14 protein-coding genes are annotated in these 24,971 nt (G+C 47.2%); 1 reads left to right on the top strand and 13 read right to left on the bottom strand.

Features of this window, described 5'->3' with window-relative positions; all coding sequences use genetic code 11:
* Positions 1 to 216 precede the first annotated feature (216 nt).
* On the top strand, positions 217 to 1,743 hold the full coding sequence (locus NQ510_RS08855) for a PAS domain-containing sensor histidine kinase (RefSeq protein ID WP_005828859.1): 1,527 nt from the start codon (positions 217 to 219) through the stop codon (positions 1,741 to 1,743).
* A gap of 78 nt (positions 1,744 to 1,821) precedes the next feature.
* Here NQ510_RS08855 and NQ510_RS08850 read toward each other — a convergent pair whose 3' ends face one another.
* The 13 genes from NQ510_RS08850 to NQ510_RS08790 form a co-directional block, all read right to left on the bottom strand.
* Positions 1,822 to 4,065, bottom strand: coding sequence for a GH92 family glycosyl hydrolase (locus NQ510_RS08850; protein WP_005828861.1), 2,244 nt, complete (start codon positions 4,063 to 4,065; stop codon positions 1,822 to 1,824).
* A 295-nt stretch (positions 4,066 to 4,360) separates the two neighbouring features.
* Positions 4,361 to 5,332, bottom strand: a complete 972-nt coding sequence (locus tag NQ510_RS08845; RefSeq protein ID WP_005828866.1) for a glycoside hydrolase family 130 protein — start codon at positions 5,330 to 5,332, stop codon at positions 4,361 to 4,363.
* A 23-nt stretch (positions 5,333 to 5,355) separates the two neighbouring features.
* Positions 5,356 to 6,666, bottom strand: coding sequence for an MFS transporter (locus tag NQ510_RS08840; RefSeq protein ID WP_016272635.1), 1,311 nt, complete (start codon positions 6,664 to 6,666; stop codon positions 5,356 to 5,358).
* A 21-nt stretch (positions 6,667 to 6,687) separates the two neighbouring features.
* Complete coding sequence (locus NQ510_RS08835; protein WP_005828868.1) at positions 6,688 to 8,958, bottom strand: GH92 family glycosyl hydrolase; 2,271 nt, start codon at positions 8,956 to 8,958, stop codon at positions 6,688 to 6,690.
* A gap of 166 nt (positions 8,959 to 9,124) precedes the next feature.
* Entirely contained in the window at positions 9,125 to 11,107 is a 1,983-nt protein-coding gene (locus tag NQ510_RS08830; RefSeq protein ID WP_005828869.1) for a BT_3987 domain-containing protein, read from the bottom strand.
* A gap of 38 nt (positions 11,108 to 11,145) precedes the next feature.
* Complete coding sequence (locus NQ510_RS08825; protein ID WP_005828870.1) at positions 11,146 to 12,300, bottom strand: DUF1735 and LamG domain-containing protein; 1,155 nt, start codon at positions 12,298 to 12,300, stop codon at positions 11,146 to 11,148.
* A 9-nt stretch (positions 12,301 to 12,309) separates the two neighbouring features.
* Positions 12,310 to 13,323: a glycoside hydrolase family 18 gene (locus NQ510_RS08820; RefSeq protein WP_005828871.1), complete on the bottom strand. Its 1,014-nt coding sequence runs from the start codon at positions 13,321 to 13,323 to the stop codon at positions 12,310 to 12,312.
* Positions 13,324 to 13,345: 22 nt separating this feature from the next.
* The gene (locus NQ510_RS08815) at positions 13,346 to 14,935 is read right to left on the bottom strand and encodes a RagB/SusD family nutrient uptake outer membrane protein (RefSeq protein ID WP_005828876.1); all 1,590 of its coding nucleotides are present in this window, start codon (positions 14,933 to 14,935) and stop codon (positions 13,346 to 13,348) included.
* Positions 14,936 to 14,946: 11 nt separating this feature from the next.
* Positions 14,947 to 18,333, bottom strand: a complete 3,387-nt coding sequence (locus NQ510_RS08810) for a TonB-dependent receptor (protein ID WP_005828878.1) — start codon at positions 18,331 to 18,333, stop codon at positions 14,947 to 14,949.
* A gap of 302 nt (positions 18,334 to 18,635) precedes the next feature.
* Positions 18,636 to 20,912 carry a GH92 family glycosyl hydrolase gene (locus NQ510_RS08805; RefSeq protein ID WP_005828880.1) on the bottom strand — a complete coding sequence of 759 codons (2,277 nt, stop codon included), beginning with the start codon at positions 20,910 to 20,912 and terminating at the stop codon, positions 18,636 to 18,638.
* Positions 20,913 to 20,977: 65 nt separating this feature from the next.
* Positions 20,978 to 21,967 carry a FecR family protein gene (locus NQ510_RS08800; RefSeq protein ID WP_005835480.1) on the bottom strand — a complete coding sequence of 330 codons (990 nt, stop codon included), beginning with the start codon at positions 21,965 to 21,967 and terminating at the stop codon, positions 20,978 to 20,980.
* A gap of 11 nt (positions 21,968 to 21,978) precedes the next feature.
* Complete coding sequence (locus tag NQ510_RS08795; protein WP_005828885.1) at positions 21,979 to 22,572, bottom strand: RNA polymerase sigma-70 factor; 594 nt, start codon at positions 22,570 to 22,572, stop codon at positions 21,979 to 21,981.
* 11 nt (positions 22,573 to 22,583) lie between these two features.
* Positions 22,584 to 24,815: a GH92 family glycosyl hydrolase gene (locus NQ510_RS08790; RefSeq protein WP_016272631.1), complete on the bottom strand. Its 2,232-nt coding sequence runs from the start codon at positions 24,813 to 24,815 to the stop codon at positions 22,584 to 22,586.
* Positions 24,816 to 24,971: the final 156 nt, after the last annotated feature.

Genomic DNA, 24,971 nt, shown 5'->3' with positions numbered 1-24,971 from the left:
GCCTATTCGGAATCTGGAAAATTCAATAAACGTCATGGGATGATAGCAACAGTTTCTTCACGTCTATGTTATTATATACTTAGGCGTGGGGACTGTTGTCTATTTATGACGTGGGCATTTTCCAGAGCCTCGAATGCAGATAGGCAATAACAGTCCTCGCGCTTTTTATATAATAACCTTCGTCAATGGGGACAGACGAAATGAAAGACACCGCGTATGCATCTTACATTATTTGGAGAAGTACAGTTATTTCTGTTAATTGCCGTTACATCTGCAAGCTTTCTATACTGGATAAATCATAAATACAAAAGTCTGAACAGACAGATTATCCGGGCAATAGACATTCCAGTATATCTGCTGAACAGACAAGGTATTGTCGTAAAACTACTTAATACACCTACCGAAAAGGCAAACAGACTTCCGTTCCTGAATCCGGGAGTTCTAAATATCAATAATTTAGTGACAGACGCCGATGAATGCCGGAAATACATGACGTCGCTGTTACGCGTACTGAATACCCGCACTTCGGACAGCCTGACCCTAAAGATAAGAATAGAAAGTGGTGAGAAACTATATATCGCAGTGCGCATGGTCTACCTCAACAGAAATTATGTCATAGCCTTCATACGCGACATTACGGAAGATGAAGTCCAACGCCGGGAAAACGAAAAATACCGTTTCTTCCTTGAAAGTATTCTGGAGAACCTCCCCATCGCCACTACAGTAAAAGATAAAAACGATGAAGGACGTTACCTGATATGGAACAAAAAAGCGGCAGAGATGATGGAAGTCCCCGCTGAGGATATTGTGGGACACTATGAAGAGGAGTTCAACCCCCTAATGCAAGATAATTTCATTCAGGAGACAGACAAAGAAGTTGAAGAGTCGGAAATTCCCCAGTCCTACATCAAACACTTTGTCAATCCCAAAGGCAGAGAGTATATTCTGTCGTTTCACAAAACGCTGGTGTCCTACAACAAAGGGAAAGAGAGGTGGATTGTCAGTTCTGCACTGGACATCACCGAACTGCTGGCAGCCAAAGAGAAAGCAGAAGAAGCCAACCGCCTGAAATCGGCTTTTCTCGCCAACATGAGCCACGAGATACGTACTCCGCTAAACGCCATCGTCGGATTCTCCTCCATACTTTCCGATTATATACAAGACGAAGATACAAAGGAATACATACATATCATCGAAGAAAACACCCAACTGCTGCTGCAACTGATTAATGATATTCTCGACCTGTCACGCATCGAAGCTGGCATTCTCGAATTCACAGAAGGAGATATGGATGTAAACAAGACGCTTGATGAAATGCAGACGATGGCAAAACTGAAACTTCCGTCCGAAGTCAGTATACGTCTCCTGCCCGGTGCGGATTACTGTATTATTCACACAGTCCCCAAACGGGTAAGACAAGTACTGAACAACTATCTGTCAAACGCCCTCAAGCATACGGAAGAAGGTTTCATCGACATTGGTTATCACCTGCCGCAAGAAGACAGGATTCGCTTCTTTGTCCGTGATACCGGTTGCGGCATTCCTCCTGAAAAGCAAAAGGATGTATTCGAACGCTTTGTCAAGCTAAACAGCTTTAAACAAGGCACGGGCCTCGGACTCTCCATCTGCACCATGATTGCCGAGAAAATGAACGGAAAAGTGGGCGTCAGCTCTATTCCGGGGAAAGGTTCCGAATTCTGGTTCGAAATACCCTATCAGCCTGCCGGAAGCCAACCTGCATAGAAAAGCCCGCCACTGACATGAACTCTGTCAACGACGGGCAACCTAAACCATCACCGATGCTATCCTGACTCACAATACCTATCGAAGCCTAAATCGCAGTTTTCCACTCTGCACCAGTTCTTCATGAGTGATACGATATCGGGACAGTTTTTTTCCTCCCAGTTCCATTTCACGGATATAAAGCGACTCTGCCGACGGGCGTTCCGTCTCTATCACCAGTTGGTCGCGTCCCCAATACTTAGGGTCGAGCTTTATGGTCACCTTATCAAATACCGGAGTAGACAGCGTATAAGCCGGTTCTCCGGGACAATCCGGATAAAAGCCCATCATATTGAAGATAGCCCAAGCGGACATCGTTCCGGTATCATCATTGCCGGGAATTCCGTCGGGGGCATTCTTGAAATACTTCTGCAAAAGGCGGTGCAGCTCTTTCTGCGTGCGCCACTCCTCACCCTTGAAATAAGAAAAAAGATGGGCGTATGCAATGTCCGGTTCGTTGGCAGGGTCGTACAGTCCTTCGTCGAACACACGCTGAAGCTTGTCTACGAACGGCTTCTTTCCACCCATGAGCCGGGCAAGCCCTTTCACATCGTGGGGAACATAGAAAGTATAGTTCCAGGCACAACCTTCGTGAAATCCGGGGTTCGGCTCAAAGTTCTCTCCCTGCCTCGGGTCGAAAGGAGCATAGAATTCACCGTTAGGCAGGATAGGACGGAAAGTACCGTACTCCTTACAGTAATAATGCTTGTAGCCCAGCGAACGTTCGTGGAACAGACGGGCATCCTCCTTCTTGCCAAGCGCAGCAGCTATGCGCGACAAGGCATTGTCGGCTATATAGTATTCCAGGGCATGTGAAACGGAATTGTCATACTGCTCCCGCAGGGGCACATATCCCAATGACACGTAGTCGTCATTGTCCGGACGGAGCAGGTTCTCCGCTCCCGGCAGGGTGGCTCCCTTGCGCATGGCCTCGTAGGCCAGTTCTATATCAAAGTCGCGCAGACCTTTCAGCCAGGTGTCGACGATGACGGGAATGGAAGGGTCGCCTTCCATGGTCAGCGTCTCACGTCCGTAGAGTTCCCATTTGGGAAGCCAGCCGTGTTCGCGGTACATGTCGAGCATGGAGCGCACCATCTGCAATTGCCGTTCGGGATATACCAGCGTAAGAAGCTGGTGCACATTGCGGTAAGTGTCCCACAAGGAAAAGACGGTATAACGGTCTCCTTTGGTGGTCAGAATTTTGTCACTCTCCATAGCAGGATATTCCCCGTTCACATCTTGCAGGATATTGGGATGTATCAGCGTATGATAGAGTGCCGTATAAAAGACGGTTTTCTGCTCTTCCGTACCTCCTTCCACAAGGATGCGCGAGAGGTCATCGTTCCAGCGGCGACGGGCTTCCTCCAGCACTTGGCTGAAATTCTTTCCCTGCTGCTCGGTATCCAGATTGAGCCTGGCATTCTCTATACTCACAAAAGAGACTCCCATCTGTACTTCCACTTGCTCGCCCTCTTCGGTATGGAATGTAAGGTAAGCGCCGATGTCATCTCCTGCCAGCTCTTTCCCGTAGCCGGTGTAAAGTTTGTAGCGTCCGTTATCGGGATCCCATTCAGCCTCCACACCGGTCATGGGGCGTTGCTTCTTCCAGTAGCCCGAAGCGGCAGGCTGCTTGTTGACACGCATCACAAAGTAGATGGGGAAAACGGCCTGCGGGTTGTAGCAGAAAGTACCCAGCAGCTTCATACCTTCAAACTCGCACTCACCCGTCCGGCGCAGAAAAGCTCCCGATTCATTAGTCAGGCCTTCGCCCAGGTTCAGCAGCACATGGCTTTGTCCTGCAGGAAAAGTGAAACGCGCCACACCCGTGCGGGGAGTTGCCGTCACTTCCGTCTTCACATTGTAGCGAGTCAGGAAGTTGCTGTAATATCCAGGAGATGCCTGCTCGTCCTTATAGCGGCTTCCATACTCCTTGTAATCCACGGACAGCTCTCCCGTAGTGGGCATCAGCAGCAAAGAGCCCAATTCCGGACAGCCCACACCGCTCAAATTGACATGCGAATATCCGGTGAAGAAACAATTGTGATACTCATAGGGAGTGGACCACCAGCGGGCATCTTTATCGTATTTGTTGTCCTCCGAGCCCATCACGTTGAAGGGCACTACGGACATCATTCCGTTGGGACAGACGGCTCCCGGATTCGTAGTGCCGAAGTTGGTGGTACCAATAAAAGGATTCACATAGTCCGTCGGCTGTTTCTCCGCAGCCATAGATGCCGTGAGCATTCCAAAGGAGATGATACAGAAAGTAATCAGTCGTTTCATAATATAGTAAGGATTTGTTCTTTATTAGTTAGTGAGCACGCTACCCATGCCGGTGTCATTGCATGCACTCTGCAAAGTTATTGCAAACGGTCTGCAGTGACACTGCAAACTACTTTGCAGTAGCACTGCAACAGTTTTGCAGTGACGCTGCATCAGCTTTGCAGTGGCGCTGCAACGGCTTTGCAGTAGCACTGCAAAAAGCATGCAGTATCTTTGCAGTGATATTACACTAAGTATAAAGCAGTTACGGCAGGCGCTTTTCAGCAATACCGAGCGCCTGCCAACTGCTTGGTACTTACAAAATACTTGTGCGCTTCGTGAACTCCAGAATCTCGCGGATATACCCAAAGGCAAGCCCCACTACCGTATCGGCTGCACCGTAGTATACAGCTACACGTTCTCCATCTTGCAACGCTGCGCAAGGGAACACCACGTTGGGAACATCACCTTGCAACTCATAAGGAGCAGCAGGCGCAAGCAGATACTCACGGGTGCGGTAGAGCAACTTGGCAGGATTGTCCTTATCCAGAATAGCTGCTCCCATGGAGTAACGGAAACCGTTACAAGTGGTTATCACGCCATGATAGAACATCAGCCAACCCTCGTCCGTGAGGAACGGTACCGAACCTGCCCCTATCTTGGTACACTGCCAGGCACTTTCGGGGAAAGGCGTAGGAGCCATCACATGGCGGTGTTCGCCCCAGAATTTCATGTCAGGGCTGAAGCTAATGTAGATGTCGCCAAAAGGAGTATGTCCGCTATCGCTGGGACGGCTCAAGAGCGCATATTTGCCATCGAACTTCTGAGGCAACAACACACCGTTGCGGTTGAAAGGCAAGAAAGCATTCTCGCACTGGAAGAACTCCTTGAAATCGAAAGTATAGCCGATGCCGATGGTGGGGCCGTAGTAGCCGTTGCACCACGTAATCCAGTAGCGGTCCTCAATCCATGTCACGCGCGGATCGTATTTATATTCGGACTCTATCATGTCCGTATTCCCGGCCTTGAACTTGATTGGCTCATGCTCTATTTCCCAGTGGATGCCGTCCTTGCTGAAACCGGCAAAGATATTCATCTGCACCGCCCGGTTGTCACAACGGAACACACCGGCATAACCATCCTTAAACGGAACCACCGCACTGTTGAAAATGCTGTTCGACGACGGAATATGGTAGCGGTCTATTACGGGATTCTCCGAATAACGCCACATTACATCCTTACAGCCTGCCGGCCGTTCTTCCCAAGGCATTGTGATTTTGTTGCTCATAATTGCTCTATATTATTAATTGGTTATTGTTGTTTCTTCTCATCGGCATACGTAAATGGTATGAAGTACGTAATGAGGAACGCCGGAATGGTGGCAAACAGCGTGAAGGTAAAGAACGCCTCGTACCCCAACCAGTCGCTGACAAAACCGCTGATTGTGCCCGGCAACATCACACCCAGATTCATGATGCCCGAAGCAAAGGCATAATGTGCCATCTGGTGCTTTCCCGGCGCCACCTGCTGCATCATGAACAAAGTCAGTCCCACAAAACCAAAACCATAACCGAAGTACTCGAGCACGATGGCACTACCTATCAGCAACCCGCTTTCCGGCTGGTACATGGCAAGCAGGGTATACGCCACAAAAGGCAGATTGAAGATGCAGCACAGAGAGAACAGCGTCCGCCGCAATCCCCGGTGCGAAATGTAATAGCCTGCCAACAGTGACCCCAGCACAAAGGCGGCCGCCCCATAAGTGCCGTAGTACAAACCTATCTGCTGCTCATTCAGTCCCAAGCCACCTGCCGAACGCTCCGCCTTCAAGAAAAGAGGGACAATCTTCATGACAAAACCCTCGGCAAGGCGATAAAGGATAATGAACGCTATATAGTACCAGATGTGCTTCTTCAAGAAGAAATCCTTGATTACCGCCACCAACTGCTCCCACGTCTCTCTTGCCGACTTGGCGCCGGATGCGGCAGCACCGCCCGATGGCAGCATGCGCATGTGGTAGAAGCCAAGCAGCAGCATCACCGCCGCCAATATCAGCATCACCGTCATCCATGCATGCCGGGTAGCCTCGTGGCGGACTGCCTCTGTGGCACCCTCCACCCCACCGAAACCTACCAGCAAGGCACCTGCCAGCCAGACCAACCCGCCGGACGCCACAATCTTCGCTATATTGTAGAAGGCTCCCTGCCAACCGATATACTTGGCCTGGTCCTGCTTGTTCAGTTCCGACATGTAGACACCATCCGTAGCCACATCGTGCGTGGCTCCGCTGAAAGCAATCACTGCCAGCAGCGCAATGCATATCGCAAAAAAGAACGGTAACTGCAACGCCAAAGCCACCAGAGCAAAACCTGCTCCGGTAACCATCTGCGTCAGTACCACGAAAAACTTCTTCGTCTTGAACATTTCAAGGAACGGACTCCAAAGGAACTTCAGCGTCCAGGGCATCATGATGAGCGACGTCCACAGAGCAATCTGCGCGTCACCGATACCCAGCCCCTTGAACATCAACACAGAAACCATGTTCAGCACCACAAACGGCAATCCCATGGCGAAATATACGGTGGGGACCCACGATATAGGATTATGATTTTTTCGGCTCATCCCTTCTGTATATTATCTGTGTCACTTCAACGGTTCACTGCCCATAGTCAGCTCCAGCGTACCGCCGTCCACTATATCCTGATGCGTGAAGAATGGAGTCTCCAACTTATTGCCGTTCAGCACAATGCTCCGCACATACTTGTTGTCGCGGCTGTTGTTGTGGGCTATCACCTTGAACGACTTGCCGTCTTTCAGATGAACGGTCGCCTCGTTGAACAGCGGGCGTCCGATGGAATATACCGGCTTGCCGGGGCATACCTGATAGAAGCCCATCGCATTCAGAATGTACCATGCAGACATCTGTCCGCAGTCTTCATTGCCCGAAAGTCCGTCGGGGTTGTTGAAGTAAAGCGTATGCAGCACCTCATCCACAATCTCCTGCGTACGCCAGGGCTGGCCTACGTAGTTGTAGAGATGGGCAATGTGATGGCTTGGCTCATTGCCGTGGGCATACTGGCCTATCAGACCGGAAATATCCACCGAGGTCGATTCACCTTCCAGCTTGGAATCGGCCGTGAACAGAGAATCCAACTTGCCGATGAAGGCGTCGCGTCCTCCCATCAGTTCCACCAGTCCGTCCACATCGTGGGGAACGAACCAAGTCCACTGCCATGCCGTACCTTCGCAATAGTCATCGTTACGGTGATTGGAAGCGCGGGGGTTGAAAGGCGTACGCCAGTTGCCCTCACTGTCCAGTCCGCGCATGAAGCGGGTACTCGGATCGAAATAAACTTTATATCCCTCGGCAAAAGCCGCATACTTATCGCGGTTGGCTTCGTCGTCCAAAGCACCTGCCAGTACGGAGATACACCAGTCATCGTAAGCATATTCCAAAGCTTTAGCCACAGATTCATTGTCTTTATCGCAAGGCACGTAGCCAATCTTGTTCTTCCAGTACTTGGCCTGCGGCATCAGATGCGGCACAACCAAAGGATGGGTGATAATACCCGTCGTATCGTATTCTGCCGTACGGAGGCAAGCCTTGTAAGCCTCCTGCACGTCGAAGTTACGGTATCCCTTTACATAAGAATCCGCTATGAGGGAGGCTGCATGATAACCAATCATGGTACCCGTATAGTTTCCGGCCAGTTCCCACATAGGCAGGACGCCGCCCTCGCGGGACTTCTGGATGAGCGAACGGATGAAAGCCTCGTTCAGTTCAGGATCAATAATCGTCATCAGCGGATGATAGGCACGGAAAGTGTCCCATAAAGAGAAAATGGTGTAGATAGGCTCGTCCACCCTGCCTTGATGGGGCTTCAAGTCCATACCAAAGTAACGTCCGTCAGCATCGGTAAACAAGTTGGGCTGCATACCCGTGTGGTAAAGTGCCGTGTAGAACATGGTACGCTGGTCGTTGTCCTTCGTATCGATGTCAATCTTGGAAAGATAAGTGTTCCACTGCTGGCGGGCAGCACGGCGCACACCGTCAAAATCCCATCCGGAGATTTCGGCTTCCACATTCTTGCGGGCACCGTCCATATCCACGGCAGACACACCTACCTTTACCAATACCTCCTCATTGGGCTCCGTCTGGAATTGCAGTAAAGCTTTAGCTGTAGGCAGAAGCGGACCGCCTTCGTCCAATGCCATGGAGTCCGTGACCAGCGTATAGGTGAATGGTTTGGAGAACTTGGCATAGAAGTTGATATACTGGTCGAAAGCCCAATATACAGTCTTCTTGCGTCCACGGATTTCAGTATCGCTGATTACTTCCAGCTCCATCTGTTCATTCTTCTGGCGCTGGATACTGTAATCCAGGTCGAGGATAAAACCTGCATCTTCCGCTTTCGGGAAGGTATAGCGATGAATCGCCGCACGTTTGGTAGAGGTCAGTTCGGCTTTCACCCCGTAGCGGTCCAAAAATACGGAATAATATCCCGGTTCGGCTGTTTCATTCTCGTGGGAAAAGGCAGAGGCGTACGCCATCTGCTGGCTCTTCGAGCCCATGGAGTGGTAATCCTGCCGACCTACAGTGGGCATCAGCAGCACATCCCCGTAATCGGCACAACCCGTACCGCTGACGTGGGTATGTGAAAATCCGTTGATAGTAGTATCTGCATAGTAATATCCGGAGCAGGCATCCCACTCGTAGATACGCGTGTCGGGGCTGGGCTGAATCATCCCGTTGGGAACTACCGCTCCGGGATAGGTATGCCCATGTCCACCCGTACCGATGAACGGATTGACGTAAGACGCATAGTCCGGTGCCGTCTGGGTACAGCTGCAAACCGCCCCCAGCAGAAAAAGTCCGCCCAACAGTATGGAACTAGATTTCATGTTTTTCTTCATATTGTTTATTGTATAAGTAGGTGTATAGCTTCATAATAGAATCTTGTTATATGAGAATGCTTGAGGAGGGCCGCCCTATTACTTTGAGCAAAGCCCTCCTTTGTTTCATGTATGAAAAGGTTCAAGCATCCGTTTTCCGAAACCTCAGTTTACGGAAAACACGGCATCAGCGTACCTTCTTCATCGTATAGTTCTCACTCACGAAGTAAGGAACATCGGGGAAGATGTCGGTCTCAATCTCACCGCCTACATACTTATAGGGATTGATAGCCCATCTGTTGCCTAAGCCATAGATATGCATATCACCGTTAGGAGCAATAGCACCATCCATATAGTAATCATCATAGTTAGGATATGCTTTCCACTGGAAATTCTTGCTGTAAGTACCGAAATGCATCTTGTAGGTAGCAGGGTCTTCAGCATCGCCCTCATGAATGGTTTGCGGATAGATGAGCAGTGCACCGTTATAGTAATCGCAATGCATCGGATACTTACCGGTGATTTCGGGGAAAGTACCCCAGTTGTAAACCACATATCCGGTACCTTCTTCATCCTTCTCTATAATTACATTCTTCTCAAACTCCTGACTGCCTTTCCAATCCCACCAGCGAGGATTACCTTCTTCATCCACATAGGTAAAGAGGGAATTGCTGGAAGTTACCTTCCACTCGCCGACCAAATCTTCATAACCCAACATTTTGCCCTGATAAGCTTCACCGGTACGGCTCCAGTACTTGCCACTCCATTCCACTCCATCATCAAAGAGCACCTCACTTATTTCCGAAAGCAACACGTAATACTGATACATCAGTGGTTTGGGGTTGTAGAACATCTGAATACCATAACCTTCATCCTTCACTTTTTGGAATTTGCTTTTGTCAAATCCGCTCCAGCCTCCGTTCAGCTCATCATTAATCTTCCAGGGTAACGGAGCATACTTGGATTTGGGCAGGTTCTCAAAATGAGACTCTTCACGGCCAAAGGCTCCATTAGGATTCTGATTCTGGTAATAACCGTAGGTCATATAATCCACAATATCACCTACTTTCACACCTTCTACCTCGCCGTCGGGAGAGTCGAGAGAACCATATTCATACACACCAATCAACTTTTTGCCAAACACTTGGCGGCATTCGTAAACCAAGCGCGCGAAGTTGGCACGTGAACGTTTTTCGAAGCCGGGACTGGGATTGGAGTTATTATAACTGGTGTACTCATCATCAAAGTCAATGCCATCCAAACCATAAATATCCAAGTAGGCTTTCAGTTCCTTAGCAAAGTCTTTGGCAGCAGCTTCCGAAAGGTTGCCCATACCTGCCTCGTCATGGTTACCAAGAATAGTCATCACCACCTTAATGCCTTTAGCCTGCAAAGGACGGATGAACTTATCCGCATTTCTCAGCAAGAAAGAAACCTGGTCATTGCAGAAAACATGAACGCGACCAGTCTTGCTATCCACATTGATGTTAGCTGCAAAAATGCTGACAACATCAAAGAAAGGCTTTCCGTCGCTCTTCATAGTATATTCACCCATATTCAAGATGTTCTCGTCATTTACTTCCACAAAGCAATGTGTAAGTATATCACCCTTACTGATACTCTCAGGAATAGCAGCCAAAGGCTTTACCAAGTAAATATATTCCTGATTGTTTGTAGAAACTTCCACACCGTTATTGGCAGATGCAGAAACGGCAACAGCATAAGTCTGTCCGATTGTGCCTCCGGCATTGATATTCAGTTCCACAGAAGCCGACTTCTGTTCGCCCGCCTTGATAGTGGCAGTTCCACCGTTCGCCAAACTCAGCTTATCGGCGGGATACATTTTATAGCTTGTTCCATTCTTCTTATTGTAAGCCTCCAAAACGTCTTCGTCCACTTTGAAGGTCACAGTAACATCCTGCTCTGCAGCTTTGCTCAGTTCAAAATAGAGATGTCCGGTAGCAACCTTGTCGCCAAAAACAGAAATCGGAGTAAGTTCACGTGCACCGGCGGCAGACTTTACATAGCCATACACGCCATCCACAGTATCCAGCTTGTCACTGTTGCCGGTGTTGATGACAACATCATCTTCACAACCGGTAAAGCATATTCCTGCACATGCAAAGGCCATTGCCAGCAAGCCTGATTTTACATGATTCATATATTTCATAATCAATATCTTTTTATTTGAATTAAGGTATAACTAAATTATTTGGCGGGCAGTTCCACAGCAGTCCAAGTCAGTGACTCCACTGCAGTAGCATTGTTCTCATTTCCGCTATAATCGTGAATGGCAGTACCGGCACCCTCATCGAACTTCCAGTAAGAAACCAGTCCGTCAGCATCCGGCTCTACCTGGTAGAAGTGGTCCTTTGCATTGATTTCTGCTGATGTCAACACCTTGTTCCAGATACGCACCTCTGAGATATTACCTTCCAACCAACGGTCACGATTGTATGAATGGCCAATCCAGAATCCGTTACCTTCATCGGTCATGGTCTGGCCCCAGTTCACGACTCCGCAGTCCAAAGTAGTCTCCAGCATATTCTTACCATTGATGTAGATTATAACTGTTTTTGCATCCGCATCGTAGGTCACAGCGATATGTGTCCATTCGTTTGTCGGAATAACCAGACTCTCATCGGTCACATTGCCGCTACTTGTAGCCACCTGCAACTGGTTTTGAGGAATTCCGGCATCACCGATGCGGAGCAGGAACTTACCTTCGATACCCATAATGGAAGTCAGCATCTTGTCAAACTTGCTTACACGAATCAACGCTTCTGCCGTCAGCTTATTCATATTATTGGCTACATCTGGATTGGTCCAAGTTACGTAAACCAGATTCTTGGTAATATCAGGAACCGTATTAATCAATGCGGCACCCTTCAGCACGTAGTACATGGTACCGGAGCTCTTCAAGACTCCGATGCTTGCCTGGTCTACCGTAACCGGCAATACATATACCTTCTCACGGTCCAGCTCCGTCAAGTTCTTGAAGCTGACAGTGATGTCGTCTGAAATGACAGCACCGGCCAAAATGGTAGCCTGCGGAGTTTCTACCGTATAATAGTTTTCCGGCAGAGCCTCGGCTGTGTCATAATAGGTAGCGTTATAAGTAGCTACCAGTGAAGGGTCCGCCTTCAAGGCAATAGTTATATCCTGCGATTCAGGACGGGCCATTGAAATCCGGAATGAACCTTCCGTATCGGAAACAGTGTTTTTCAACAACACAGTACTGGTCATCGCCGAGCCGTTGATATACACCTGATTATCGAAATTCTCAACGTCATTATCATTACAAGCAGCAAATACACCTGCCAATAATGCCATCGATACTAAATATATACTTTTCAGTTTCATGATATTCTTTTATTTTTTAGGAGCAGGATTCATAATATTGATAGCTTCTCTCACGTATTGATAGGTATTGGTAGCATTGTAATAATCATTCTGCATGTTCTCAATAGCCAGACCAGCTTTTGTAAACTCTGCAGACGGTTCTGTCACCCAATAAGCAGCTTCCGACAGAGCTCTCAAAGCATTGTAATATCCGGTAGTCTTATCTGTTGTATCCAGAGAGACGGTAGATGCCGATACAATGAAGCGGTCAGCCGGAACACCGTCTGCCATCAAGGCCTGAAGCGCTTCTATCCCCAGTTGGGCAACATCCGTGGCATCATTTGTAATCAAGATGATATGGTCACAAGAAGAGAGCACAGACTGGCCTATCAGGTTGGCAGGATACCCCTGGAACACCAGTTGCTTACCTGAATTGGCACTCTTCCAGTTGGATATCACACCGAAGAAAGTATCCTGATTTGCCTTTGCTTCAGCCTTGTCGGCTTCGGACATGTAGATAGGATTGCTACCACGATACTCGGCTACAATACCGTCGAAAGGTGCTTCAAGAGCTATCAGTCTGTTCAGCTCAGCCGACAGATAAGCCGAGAATGCAGATGTTTCTGTTCCTTCTTTCACCTTGTCGGTATGTTCCTTCAAGATATTGTCATAGCTGATGGAATAGAATACTTTCGTTCCCTTCTCATGTACATTTGCAATATCTTCCAATTCGAATTCCGCCAAATCGGGAGTAGTTGCGATAATTACGTCCAGGCTGTCGGGAACATCCGACATGTGCTGCCCGCGGCTGAAAGGAACTTTCTCACTATTATCAAACCAGCCGTATACAATCTTATGGTCAGAATTCTTGTATTCCTGCAAGTTCTTCAGATACTTGGCATACAGTTCGGGAGACTGTTCGTCGATTCCGGGTTCTTTCAGTTTAATACTCTCTGAATCCGTCCAGTCGGAGCAGGCAGACAATGCCAATACGGAAAAAGCTGCCAGCGCGATTCCTTTGAATGATTTCTTATATAATTTCATAATTATTCAGCATTTATTGTTATTATTTGCGTGCCCACCATACGTCAGTAGCCATGTTGTCCGGTCCACCCAGATAGCTGTTTACTGCCTCTTGCACGTTTTCAGTATTACTTGTATATTCTTCAGAAGGATAAGGCATACGGCGTGCACCTTTCTCGCTATCAACAATTCCACCACTCAAGTTACCTTCACTGGTTGCAGGCAACAGTTTGGGATAGCCTGTACGGCGATAGTCAGCCCAAGCTTCGTTACCTAACGGCCAATTCGCAATCCACTTCTGGGTAATGATACGTTCCTGTTTTTCTTCCTTGGATGCCCCTTCATTCCACTTGACAGTAATGGCTGAAAGGTTCTTTTCATAAGTATTAAGACCGGCGGGATCTTTGTAAAGAGCAGGTACACTGCTTTCATCAGCCAGATAGCTGTCTACACCGGTAGCTCCCCACTGTTCGAAAGAGAGACGGACACCTTGTTCATAAAAATCAGCAGCGGTTCCTTTCATGTTGAAACCATAGATTGCAGTGGCTTCAGCACGCAAGAAGGCAACTTCTGCCGCATTCATCCAAAGCACGGGATCAGAAGAGGAAATCTTCACACGCGAATAATTGATGAAATACTCTTTCATCTTACTGAGGTTGATACCGCGACGTAATCCTACATAAGTCTCTCCAGGCCATTTTGATTCCTCAAAATAGCTGGCACGACGATTGTCGTTGTAACCGTTCATGTAGCAGATGATGTCGGCAGCAGGATGGGTATCACCACCTGAAGCTTCTTCATTGTAACGTACTGCCACAAACAACGGATTGCTAATTGTACCGAAATACTTCCATGTAGCATTGTCTGCATTTGTTTCAATCAGACCCAACTCGTGATTCACTGCACTTTCAGCCATTTCTTTAGCCTTAGCAGGGCTTACATTGGCAATACGGATAGCCAAACGCAGTTTCAATGAATTGGCAAACTTCACCCACTTCTGTACATTACCACTGTACACGAAATCTGCAGAAGCAACCAACGCCGCATTTCTGTTTTCAGTCAGCACCTCGATGGATTCGTCCAGTTCCTTGAAGAATGCGTTATATACTTCTTCCTGCGTATCATAAGGAATGGTAATCTTGCCATCCTGACCGATTTTAGAATAAGGAATAGGACCATACGCATCAGTCACGCGACTCATGGCAGCAACCTTTATGATTTGAGCAATGGCATAAGGAACCGGATTATTGGTATTCTCCGATACTTGTTTCACTGTGCTCAAGTTACCGTAAAGTGTTGAAATGATACGGTCACTTATCAAGAACACACGCGTCCAGTCATTTGTAGCATTAAAATTGGATATTGTATTGGACCAGCCGGCATTTGAATCGGCAAAATAACCTCCCAACGGTCCACCCAACAAACAATCAGTAAACTGTGCCGTATTGACATCTGATGAGATAACCGTACTTGCCAAGTTACTCATGGCAGAACCCAGTGCATAATCATCCGGAGTCAAATCACCCGGTTGATAAGGATTGGAGTTGATATCCATATAATTGCCGGTACAGGACATAAAGCCCATAACCAACGGAGCAACAATCAATTTATTTATAATATTTTTCTTTTTCATATCGTTTGGTATTAAAATTTAAAGCTCAAGCTAAAGCCGATGTTACGCAAAGCCGGCATCATGAAATAGTCTATTCCCTGATAAAAGTTATCGGTAGAAGCTACACTTTCGGGATCGAAAGGAGCCTTGCTGTAAATCATCCACAAGTTGCGGCCTACCAACGAAACCTTGATATCGCACACATCATTCAACAACTTTCTGGGGATGGTGTAACCCAAAGATACTTCCTGCAGACGAACATTGGTAGCAGAATAAGTGTAGTATTGGGGAACAGACGTGCCGCTACCTACTACACCGTACCATGTTTCGGGGTTTACCTTATCTCTACCATTCACCAACACGTAACCTAAATCACGTGCATCGGCAGAAGCCTCGGACACACCGTAATAGTCCAACATAGCTTGTGTACGTGAGTAAACCACACCACCCAAACGGGCTGAAATCAAGAAACCTGCTGTGAAATTCTTCCAAATGAAGTTATTACGCCAAGCCAAATTACCTTTAGGAAGTACGCTTCCCAACTTGATGTATTTATCCGGGTCCGTTATGGCTTCCGTAGCAACCGTTCCATTTTGGTCCACAAAAATCTGTCCATTGGCATCACGTTTCATATCTCGCAGTGAGTAAAGGTCACCCATGCTCCCACCTTCTTTCAGCAAGAAGCGGGCATCACCTAAGCCACCCATATTCAACGTGCTCAAAGAGAACAGCTCACCGGTAACGGGATTGATGGCATTGTCTGCCAAAGTCAGGATTTTATTCTTGTTACTGGAGAAGGTTATACCGGTATCCCATGTAAAATCTTTCCAGGTATTCTTGTAATTCAGCGACAACTCAATACCGGAGTTACGTACGGCACCAGTCTGGATATACATAGCCGACCAACCGCTGACAGGCAACTGCGGGTTGAATGTCTGGTTCATAGTCTTGGCATTGTAATATGTCACGTCCAATTCAAAGTTCTTGAGGAAACGCATGTTCAAACCGATTTCCCAAGAATTGGTACGTTCAGGTTTCAAATTGTACAACGGATATTGGGTCGTGATACTCCACTGGCCGGAACTTGAATTCCATTCATAGTGAGGATTAGCCAAATATCTGGAGAAAGCACTACCAACAGATGCCCATGAACCACGAACCTTTATAAAAGAAAGATAATCTTTGTTCAAGTTAGGCATTAGCTCAGACAGTACAACAGAACCACCGACTGAAGGATAGAAGAATGATTTGCTGTTGGAGTTGGGACCTGCCAGCTGTGAAGGCCAGTCGTTACGTCCGGTCAGCGTCAAGAAGTAAGTGTTCTTGTAACCAAGCTCAGCCGAAGCGAAGAGAGACTGGGTCTGTTCACGCCATCCTTCCTGCAAACGCTGTGTCTTGCTGGCACTCAGGTTCTGGATGGCAAAGTAGTTGGTCAAACCTACCGGTTCGCCGCTGAAGGCATCGCCACCATCAGCAATCGGACCACGTGTTTTCATTGCATCCGAACGTATATCGGAGAATGAACCACCAACGTTGGCCTGGAGTGACCAATCTTCACCGAAATATTTGTTGATACTCACCAGGAAGTCTGCATACAACTGTTTGTCCTGCATCTTGGTAATACCATAAAGACCTCGTGAAGAGCTCTCGGTGAGCTGTGTATTGGTAGAAGCATAGAACTTTTCTGTATAATCATTGTTGGAGTTATCCAAACGTACACGTCCTGAAACAGTCAGCCAGTCCAGAATCTTATAGCTCAAACCGGCATTCAGCATATAGCGGTCCTTCTTGTTCTGGCGCAGATTGCGGTAGTTAATCCAATAAGGATTCTGCATTACCATACCTTCGTCACCTACCGGCCAGTATTGCGTATAAATCTTACGGGCAGCGTCATAGCGCTCATACATGCTGATATCAGACCAGTCGTTGCTGCGCGGGAACAAATAAGCACCCACCAACGGGTTGTTGTAAGTACCCTGGTTCGTCATGTTCTGGTCATTCTGCAGAATATAGCTTGCACCGAAGTCCAGAGTCATCTTGTCGTCCAGGAAAGTAGTGGTGTTACGTACCGTGAAGTTGTAACGGTTGTATTTGTTGTTGGGAACAATCCCCTTGGAGTTTACTGCAGCAGCCGATGCATACGTCTGATTTTTCTCTGTACCGGTTGACAAAGAAATACTTTCCGTACCTATAATACCCGTCTGGAAATAATCATCTTTCGGGCTGTAATTGTAATTATTGGCAGCAGACAAAGGTGCTCCCCAGCTCATGGCTCCTGAAGTACTCATCACACCACCGGTTCCCGTACCGTAACGGTTTTGGAAGCTCGGCATCACAAACGGATTGGTGAATTCGGTATTGCTGCTGACAGTAAGGCTCACCTTACCTTCTTTACCTTTCTTTGTAGTAATGACAATGGCACCGTTGGCAGCTTCCGAACCATACAAGGCGGCAGCGGCAGCACCGGTCAAGACTGACATAGACTCGATGTCTTCCGGGTTGATGTCGGCAATCGGTTCTGAAGAACCCTGAGAGTCGAACTCCTTACCTCCGGCAGTACCACGTCCGGAGAAAATAGGCACACCGTCAATAACATAAAGTGCATTGGAAGACTGCATGATGGATTTCGTACCACGCATCACTACCTTTGATACGCCACCCACACCGGATGAAGAAGCATTGATATTCACACCCGCTACCTTGCCACTCAATGAATTTACAAAGTTGGCGTCTTTATTGGAAGTAATGGCATCCGTATTCACCTGCTGTACATTGTAGGACAATGCCTTTTCCGATCGCTTGATACCGAGGGCAGTGACCACCACTTCTTCAATCATCTGCGTGTCATTCTGCATCAGTACATTAATGGAAGCTGAACCGGTCGCCGAAATTTCCTGCGACTTATAACCGATATAAGAGAATACAAGTACCGGATTCGCTTCTGTAGTGGTCAACGTAAAGTTACCGTCCAGGTCTGTAATACAACCATTGCTGGTACCTTTTACCAATACGTTCACACCAATCAGAGGCCCCATATCATCTGATACGACTCCGGTAATAGTCCGCTCTTTCCCCTGTTGCTTACCTTCTTGTGAAGTAGCGGTCTTTTCTGAAAGATAAACGATGTTGTCCTCCACTTTATACGAAATGTTCTTCCCCTTGAGAATAACATTCAAAGCATCTTCAATGGATACATTGTTCACTTTAACGTTTTCTACTGACAGCGCAGCCAGCTTGTCGTCATAAAAAAATTGATACTTGGATTGAGACTTGATTTGTTCAATGACTGTCCCCAATGTACCGCGAGACACATTCAGGTTTAACTGGGCAAAGCCCCACTGGATAGAAACTGCCATGAACAACAAAACTAATAAAGCCCGCATGAACGTCGAACTCCGAAAAGCATAATTGTCTTTCATAAACACAATTTATAGGTTATACAATAAATTACTTCGAGAGATTCATTCTCTCGCATTCCTATATAAAACAACAGACAATGAAAATACACTTACTGAAAAAGTATCTTTTTTATCATTAATCCTAAAAAAAGAGTTACCCCGAAAACAAGTTGATATATCATTTTGCTCAATATTACTAACGAAGTAAATAATTATTTCCACCTGATTCAAGAAAAACACCTATAATACAGATAGTAAATAACAAAATGATATATCAACTTATTTTCGAGGCAACCCTTTTCTTACTATATTATTACTATTCTTTACTTCTTCAGTTCATTCGAGAAAGAATAAGGATAATCTTCCGGCTGCGTACCTCTCTTCATATTAGGCTGGCTGCCCATATCAAACCTCAAGGTACCGCCATTCAGCAAATCGCCATGCGTCAGATAATTCCTGGAATAATCCACGCCGTTCACCTTGAGAGACTCGATATACATGTTCTCCGGTGAGTTATCCGGAGCGTCAATTGTCAGGGACTTACCGTTCTCGAAATGGAGGGTAGCCTTACGGAACAGAGGGGCGCCCAATACATACTCGTCCGTACCAGGGCAAACCGGATAGAAACCAAGTGCAGAGAAGACATACCACGCGGAAGTCTGACCGTTGTCCTCGTCACCGCAATAACCGTCGGGACCGGCAGTATACATGCGGTTCATTACCTGACGAAGCCAATATTGGGCCTTCCAAGGTTCCCCGGCGTAGTTATAAAGGTAAATCATGTGCTGGATGGGCTGGTTGCCATGGGCATAGTTACCCATATTCATCACTGTCATCTCACGGATTTCATGGATTACCTGGCCGTAGTAGCTGTCATCGAACAAGGGCGGGACAATAAATACAGAGTCAAGCATCTCTACGAAAGACTCTTTTCCACCCATCAGGTCTATCAGACCTTGAGGGTCGTGGAATACAGACCAGGAATAGTGCCAGCTGTTACCTTCAGTAAAGGCGTCACCCCACTTCAAAGGAGAGAAAGGAGACTGGAACTGGCCGTCTTGATTACGACCACGCATCAGCTTGCTTTCCTTATCAAATACATTCCTATAGTTCATGGCACGTTCCGCAAAGAGTTTCTGCTCCTTCTTCGGACGGTTCAGTTCTTTTGCCATGCGGTAGATGCACCAGTCATTATAAGCATACTCCAAAGTACGGGCAGTGTTCTCGTTGATTTTCACATCGTAGGGAACATAACCAAGCTTGTTGTAATACTCATAGCCGAGGCGACCCGTAGAAGAGACCTCGGGATGGACATTCTTTGTACCGTTGATGAGACCTTCGTACAACGTCTGCACATCCTCCACCTTCACACCTTTCAGATAGGCATCTGCCAGTACGGAAGCAGAGTTGTTGCCAATCATACAGCCACGGTGACCCGGACTTGCCCATTCGGGGAAGAAACCGCTTTCCTTATAGGTGTTGACAAGACCTTCCTGAATCTGCCTGTTCACCGACGGATACATCAGGTTGAGGAATGGGAAAAGACAGCGGAAAGTGTCCCAGAAACCGGTATCCGTATACATATAGCCGGGCAACACTTGCCCATTGTAGGGACTGTAATGAATCGGATTTCCCGCCTCATCCAGTTCATAGAATGCACGCGGGAACAACAAGGAACGATACAAACATGAGTAGAAAGTACGGTACTGGTCAAGGGTTCCGCCTTCCACATCAATACGGCCCAGCACCTTGTTCCAGGCATCCTGACCTTTCTGAACCAGTGTTTCCAAATTGTCATTGCCAAGCTCCTTCAAGTTACGGTCAGCCTGCTCAAAACCGATGAAAGAAGAGGCTACACGGGCATGTACCACTTCACCCTTACGGGTTTTGAAACCGATAACAGCACCGGCATGTCCGGCTTCCTGCTCAACCTTATTCTCGGTCAAGACGCCATCGGCTACAGACGCCTTATAAGTAAAAGGCTTGTCGAACTCTATCACGAAATAGTTCTTGAAGTTCTCGGGAACACCGCCGCTGTTACGGGTAGTATAACCGATAATACGATTCTGTTCCGGAAGTATCTTCACATAAGAGCCCTTGTCAAAGGCATCGACAACAATGTATGAATGATCATTTTCAGGGAAAGTGAAACGGAACAATACGGCACGGTCGGTAGGGGTGAACTCGGTAACCACATCGTGTTCGGCAAGATATACCTTATAATAATGAGGAAGTGCTACTTCACCCTTGTGGGAGAACCAGCTTGCACGCTTCTCTTCATCAAACTCGGGTTTGCCAACCACCGGCATAATGGAGAACTGCCCGTAGTCGTTAATCCAGGGACTGGGCTGGTGTGTCTGCTTGAAACCACGGATCTTGTTCGCGGTATAGACGTATTGCCAGCCGTCACCCATCTTACCTGTCTGAGGAGTCCAGAAGTTCATACCCCAGGGACGTGCGATCGCAGGATAGGTATTACCGGTGGAAAGCTCGAAAGTAGACTGCGTGCCGACAAGAGGACTGACATACCGGGTAAAGTCTTTGGCATGCAGCCATAAAGCACTGCTCACAAAAAAAAACAATAGGATTAATTTTCGCATAATATTAGAAAGTTGTTAGTATTAAATAAATTCTTCTCGTCATATCTCGAATTTGTGCGGCCTTCCTACTTCATTGAGGAGAGGAAAACACTGTTCCCCACAATTTTATACTCCAATGGAATGGCATTCTTTATCAGATTCAGCACAGCCCCTACACTCTCTTTTTTCTTCAGTGTACCCGAGTAAGTCTTGCTTACATCTATGTTCGGTGCCAGAATTACCCTCACCCCATACGAATTCTCCAATGTACGCGCAATGGTGTATAGGTCAGCCTTCTCAAAGACAAACTCATTATTGTGCCAGTTTTCGATTCCCGTATCCACCTGCTTCACCACCAGACGCCTAGTCATTCCGTTCAGCTCGGCTTTCTGTCCGGGGGCAAGGATAATCATACCCTCGCCATGATTACCTTTCACCTCTACTTCGCCTTTCAAAAGGGTAGCTACTGCAGACATCTTAGCCTTGTCAGACTTGAGGTTGAAAACAGTTCCCAATACTCTGACCTGCATGACCTCACTCTGTACGACAAACGGTTTTTCCGGATTCCTCATCACCTCAAAATATCCTTCTCCTTCCAGATAAACCTTTCTTCCCTTCCCTGCAAACTCATGTGGATATTTCAGGGTAGTGTTTTTATTCAGCCAGACTTTGGTTCCATCCGGCAGTTTCAGTTCCTTAATCTTATCATGAGTGGTGACAGCCAGTAATGTTTCCGGCTGGCTATAAGTCTGATAAAAAAGATAGCCGAAAGTACCCAAAAGGAAGAAGCCCACAAATACGGCCGCATACCGTATCCACCCAACCATCCTCCGTACCTTGTATTGTTTCGTCTTCTCTTGTTCCAGCCTTTTAAACAATCGCTTTTCGGCCTTTTCTATGTCTTGTGTATTCGAAGTATCCCCCAGTCTCCCCAAGTGGTAAATCTCCTCCAGCCTGAACAATTCGCGTGCATTCTCACCCGACTCTTCCAGCCAGGCGTTCACCTCACGAAGTTCATCTTCCGTACATTCACCCATAAGGAACTTGGCCAATATCTCCTCATTCAACTTATTCATTCTTTCCTTCATTATGATAATAAAACAACGCTGCTCGCAAAAACACTTACTTTCCCGATGAAAAACAGAGCCAACATCAGGTTCAGATACCCCAGTTTATCACGCAGCAACTTCAAAGCTTTGTACATGTGGGCCTCCACCGTACGCAATGACACTCCCATTGTATCAGCTATCTCCTTATTCTTCATATCATGCAGATAGCTGAGTTTGAATACCATCCGGCACTTGTCCGGCAATTCATTGATGGCATCGGACAGCTTCCTCCTGAGTTCGGCATCCTCTATCCGTTTCACCACATCATTGCTGTCAGGTTGATAGAACTCAACCCTCTTTTTATGGATTTCGAGCATGACAGCCTCATAGCCACTCACAATGTCCCGATGCTTCAGAACGTTCAAGGCACGGGTATACACCGCCCTATACAGAAAAGCCTGAATCTGCTCTCCCACCTTCATGGTATCTTTCCGCTTCCACAGCTCCACGAAAACATCCTGTACCACATCTTCCGCATCTTCTTCCCCCACAATGCGTGTGGCATAGAACAGCAGGTTGGTATAATACCTGCGGAAAAGGGATTTATATGTCAAGTCGAAATGTTCATTCATATGTTAGCCGGTTATCGGGGACTGTACCATGCCTGACCTGGCTTATCCCCCATTTCAAATTCGAAAACACTTCCATCCATTATCTGTTCATGCGTAATATAACTTTTGTCATAGTTCTTACCGTTGAGTTTGACAGATTGAATGTAGCAATTTTCCTTGCTCACCGCCGGCGCCAGTACCGTAAAGGTCTTTCCACCGGGCAGGTGCATCTTCATTTCCGGATATAGGGGGGTACCGATTTCATATTTTCCACCAACCGGGTCTACCGGATAAAAGCCCATCGCACTGAACACATACCAGGCGGACATCTGTCCGCAATCCTCGTTGCCGCACAAACCGGCAGGAGTGTTCAGGTAGAGTTCACGCATCACCCGGGCTGCATATTTCTGGGTTTTCCAAGGTTGATCCACAGCATTGAACAGATAGATGACGTGATGGCTAGGCTCATTTCCATGCGCATACTGGCCAATCATCCCGGTGCTGAAAATAGGCAACTCATCATCTGCAGAAGGATTGTAAGTAAACATACTGTCCAGCTTCTGGGCAAACCGTTCCTTACCTCCGGTCAAAACTATCAAACCGTCAATATCCTGCTGCACAGACCAGAAGTATTGCCAGCCGTTGCTCTCGCAGATGTGCGGAGTATAGTCGTCCGGCGAGAAGTTCCGGATAAACTCTCCCTTGTCATCACGGGGCTGCATGAAAGAACTTACCGGATTGTAGACATTCCGGTAATTACGGGAACGCTTATAAAACTCGTCCGCAACCTCCTTATCGCCCAGCTTCTCTGCCATACGGGCTATACAATAGTCATCATATGCATATTCCAGTGTTTTAGAAAGTGACCAGTTTTCCGAATTATACTGATCTGTCACATTATAAGGAACATAGCCATATTTCTTATATAACCCAATGCCACGATAGGAATCGATATTGGCAGTAGCTACACAAGCCTCCAAGGCCTTTTTCGCATCGAAGTCCCCAATACCTTTCAGATAGGCATCTACAATAACCGGCACAGAGTGGTAACCTATCATCATATCTGTCTCGCCCCCCTGAAAATTCCATACGGGAAGGCGGCCGTTCTGTTCGAAGAAGGCGAGGAAGGACTTCACCATATCATTCACCCGTTCCGGCTCAATAAAAGTATAGAGAGGATGAGCCGCACGGTAAGTGTCCCACAAGGAGAAAGTACTGTAATTTGTCCAGCCCTCTACCCGGTGCACTTGCTTGTCGGGACCGTAATAGGCGCCGTCCACATCACTGTAAATGGTAGGAGCAATCATCGAATGATATAAAGCTGTATAGAACTTGACTTTCTCATCGCGGTCATCGCATTTTATTTCTATCCGGGACAATTGTTCGTTCCAATCATCCTGCACAGCAGCCAGGTATTTGTCGAAATCATCATCAGGTACTTCTGCTGCTAGATTACGTGCCGCCCCTTCCATACTTACACCGGAGATGGCAGTACTGACAAGAATCTGTTCTCCTTCCTTAGTCTGAAAGTCGAATCGTGCAATGACAGATGTTCCTATCCGCTTGCCTTCTTTCTCTATGGCAGCTGTATCGAGCTGCATCGCAGCAAACGGTTTGGAGAAACGTGTACGGAAGTAGAGGCGCTGGTCGCGTGCCCAACCGTCAGAGTAACGGTAACCTTGCACCGTTACCGAATCGACGGCTTCTATGTGAGAATCATTGGTAAAATCCCAATTCATGGCTTTCCGCAAATTCAGGAAAACGGCAGCATCGGCTTTTGGGAAAGTATACCGCTGAATGCCACAACGCTCGGTGGCCGTCAACTCTACATTTATATTATAATCTTTCAGACGCACCTGATAATATCCAGCGCTTGCCGACTCTTCCGAATGAGAGAACAAAGAGTGAATGCCGAGCGGAGCTTCCGCCTCCTTATAAGGCAATGTCACCGGCATAAAAGAGATGTCATACAAGTCACCAGCGCCGGTTCCGGAGAGATGGGTATGGCTGAAGCCTGCAATGGTACTGTCCGGATAAAAATATCCGGAAATACGGTCCCAGCCCGGCAGTCCGTTGTCAGGACTGAGCTGCACCATGCCAAACGGCGCCTGGGCACCCGGATAGGTGTTTCCAGTAAAATCTGTACCGATAAAGGGATTCACAAACTCTGTATAAGACACACTCTTCACATCCGACACCTGCGAGGTGCATGCCAGAAAGGATGAAAAGACCACAAACAAACAACAAGATTTTATCAAATTCATAACATTATAGGGTTAACGTGTATAGTATAACAACCTAACCGGATAAAACACTTACACATCTTGTCACTTTTCTACAGAATTCATGCAAACAAAAGTAATACAAAATTCCGATTAATCCTCTTTTTTATTTTGTAAAAATATACTTTACACTATCTT

Origin of the sequence: Bacteroides uniformis, assembly GCF_025147485.1 — a bacterium.
Taxonomy (GTDB): Bacteria; Bacteroidota; Bacteroidia; order Bacteroidales; family Bacteroidaceae; genus Bacteroides; species Bacteroides uniformis.
Note: the sequence above shows the minus strand (reverse complement) of the source record. Positions and strands in the feature narration are given on the sequence as shown.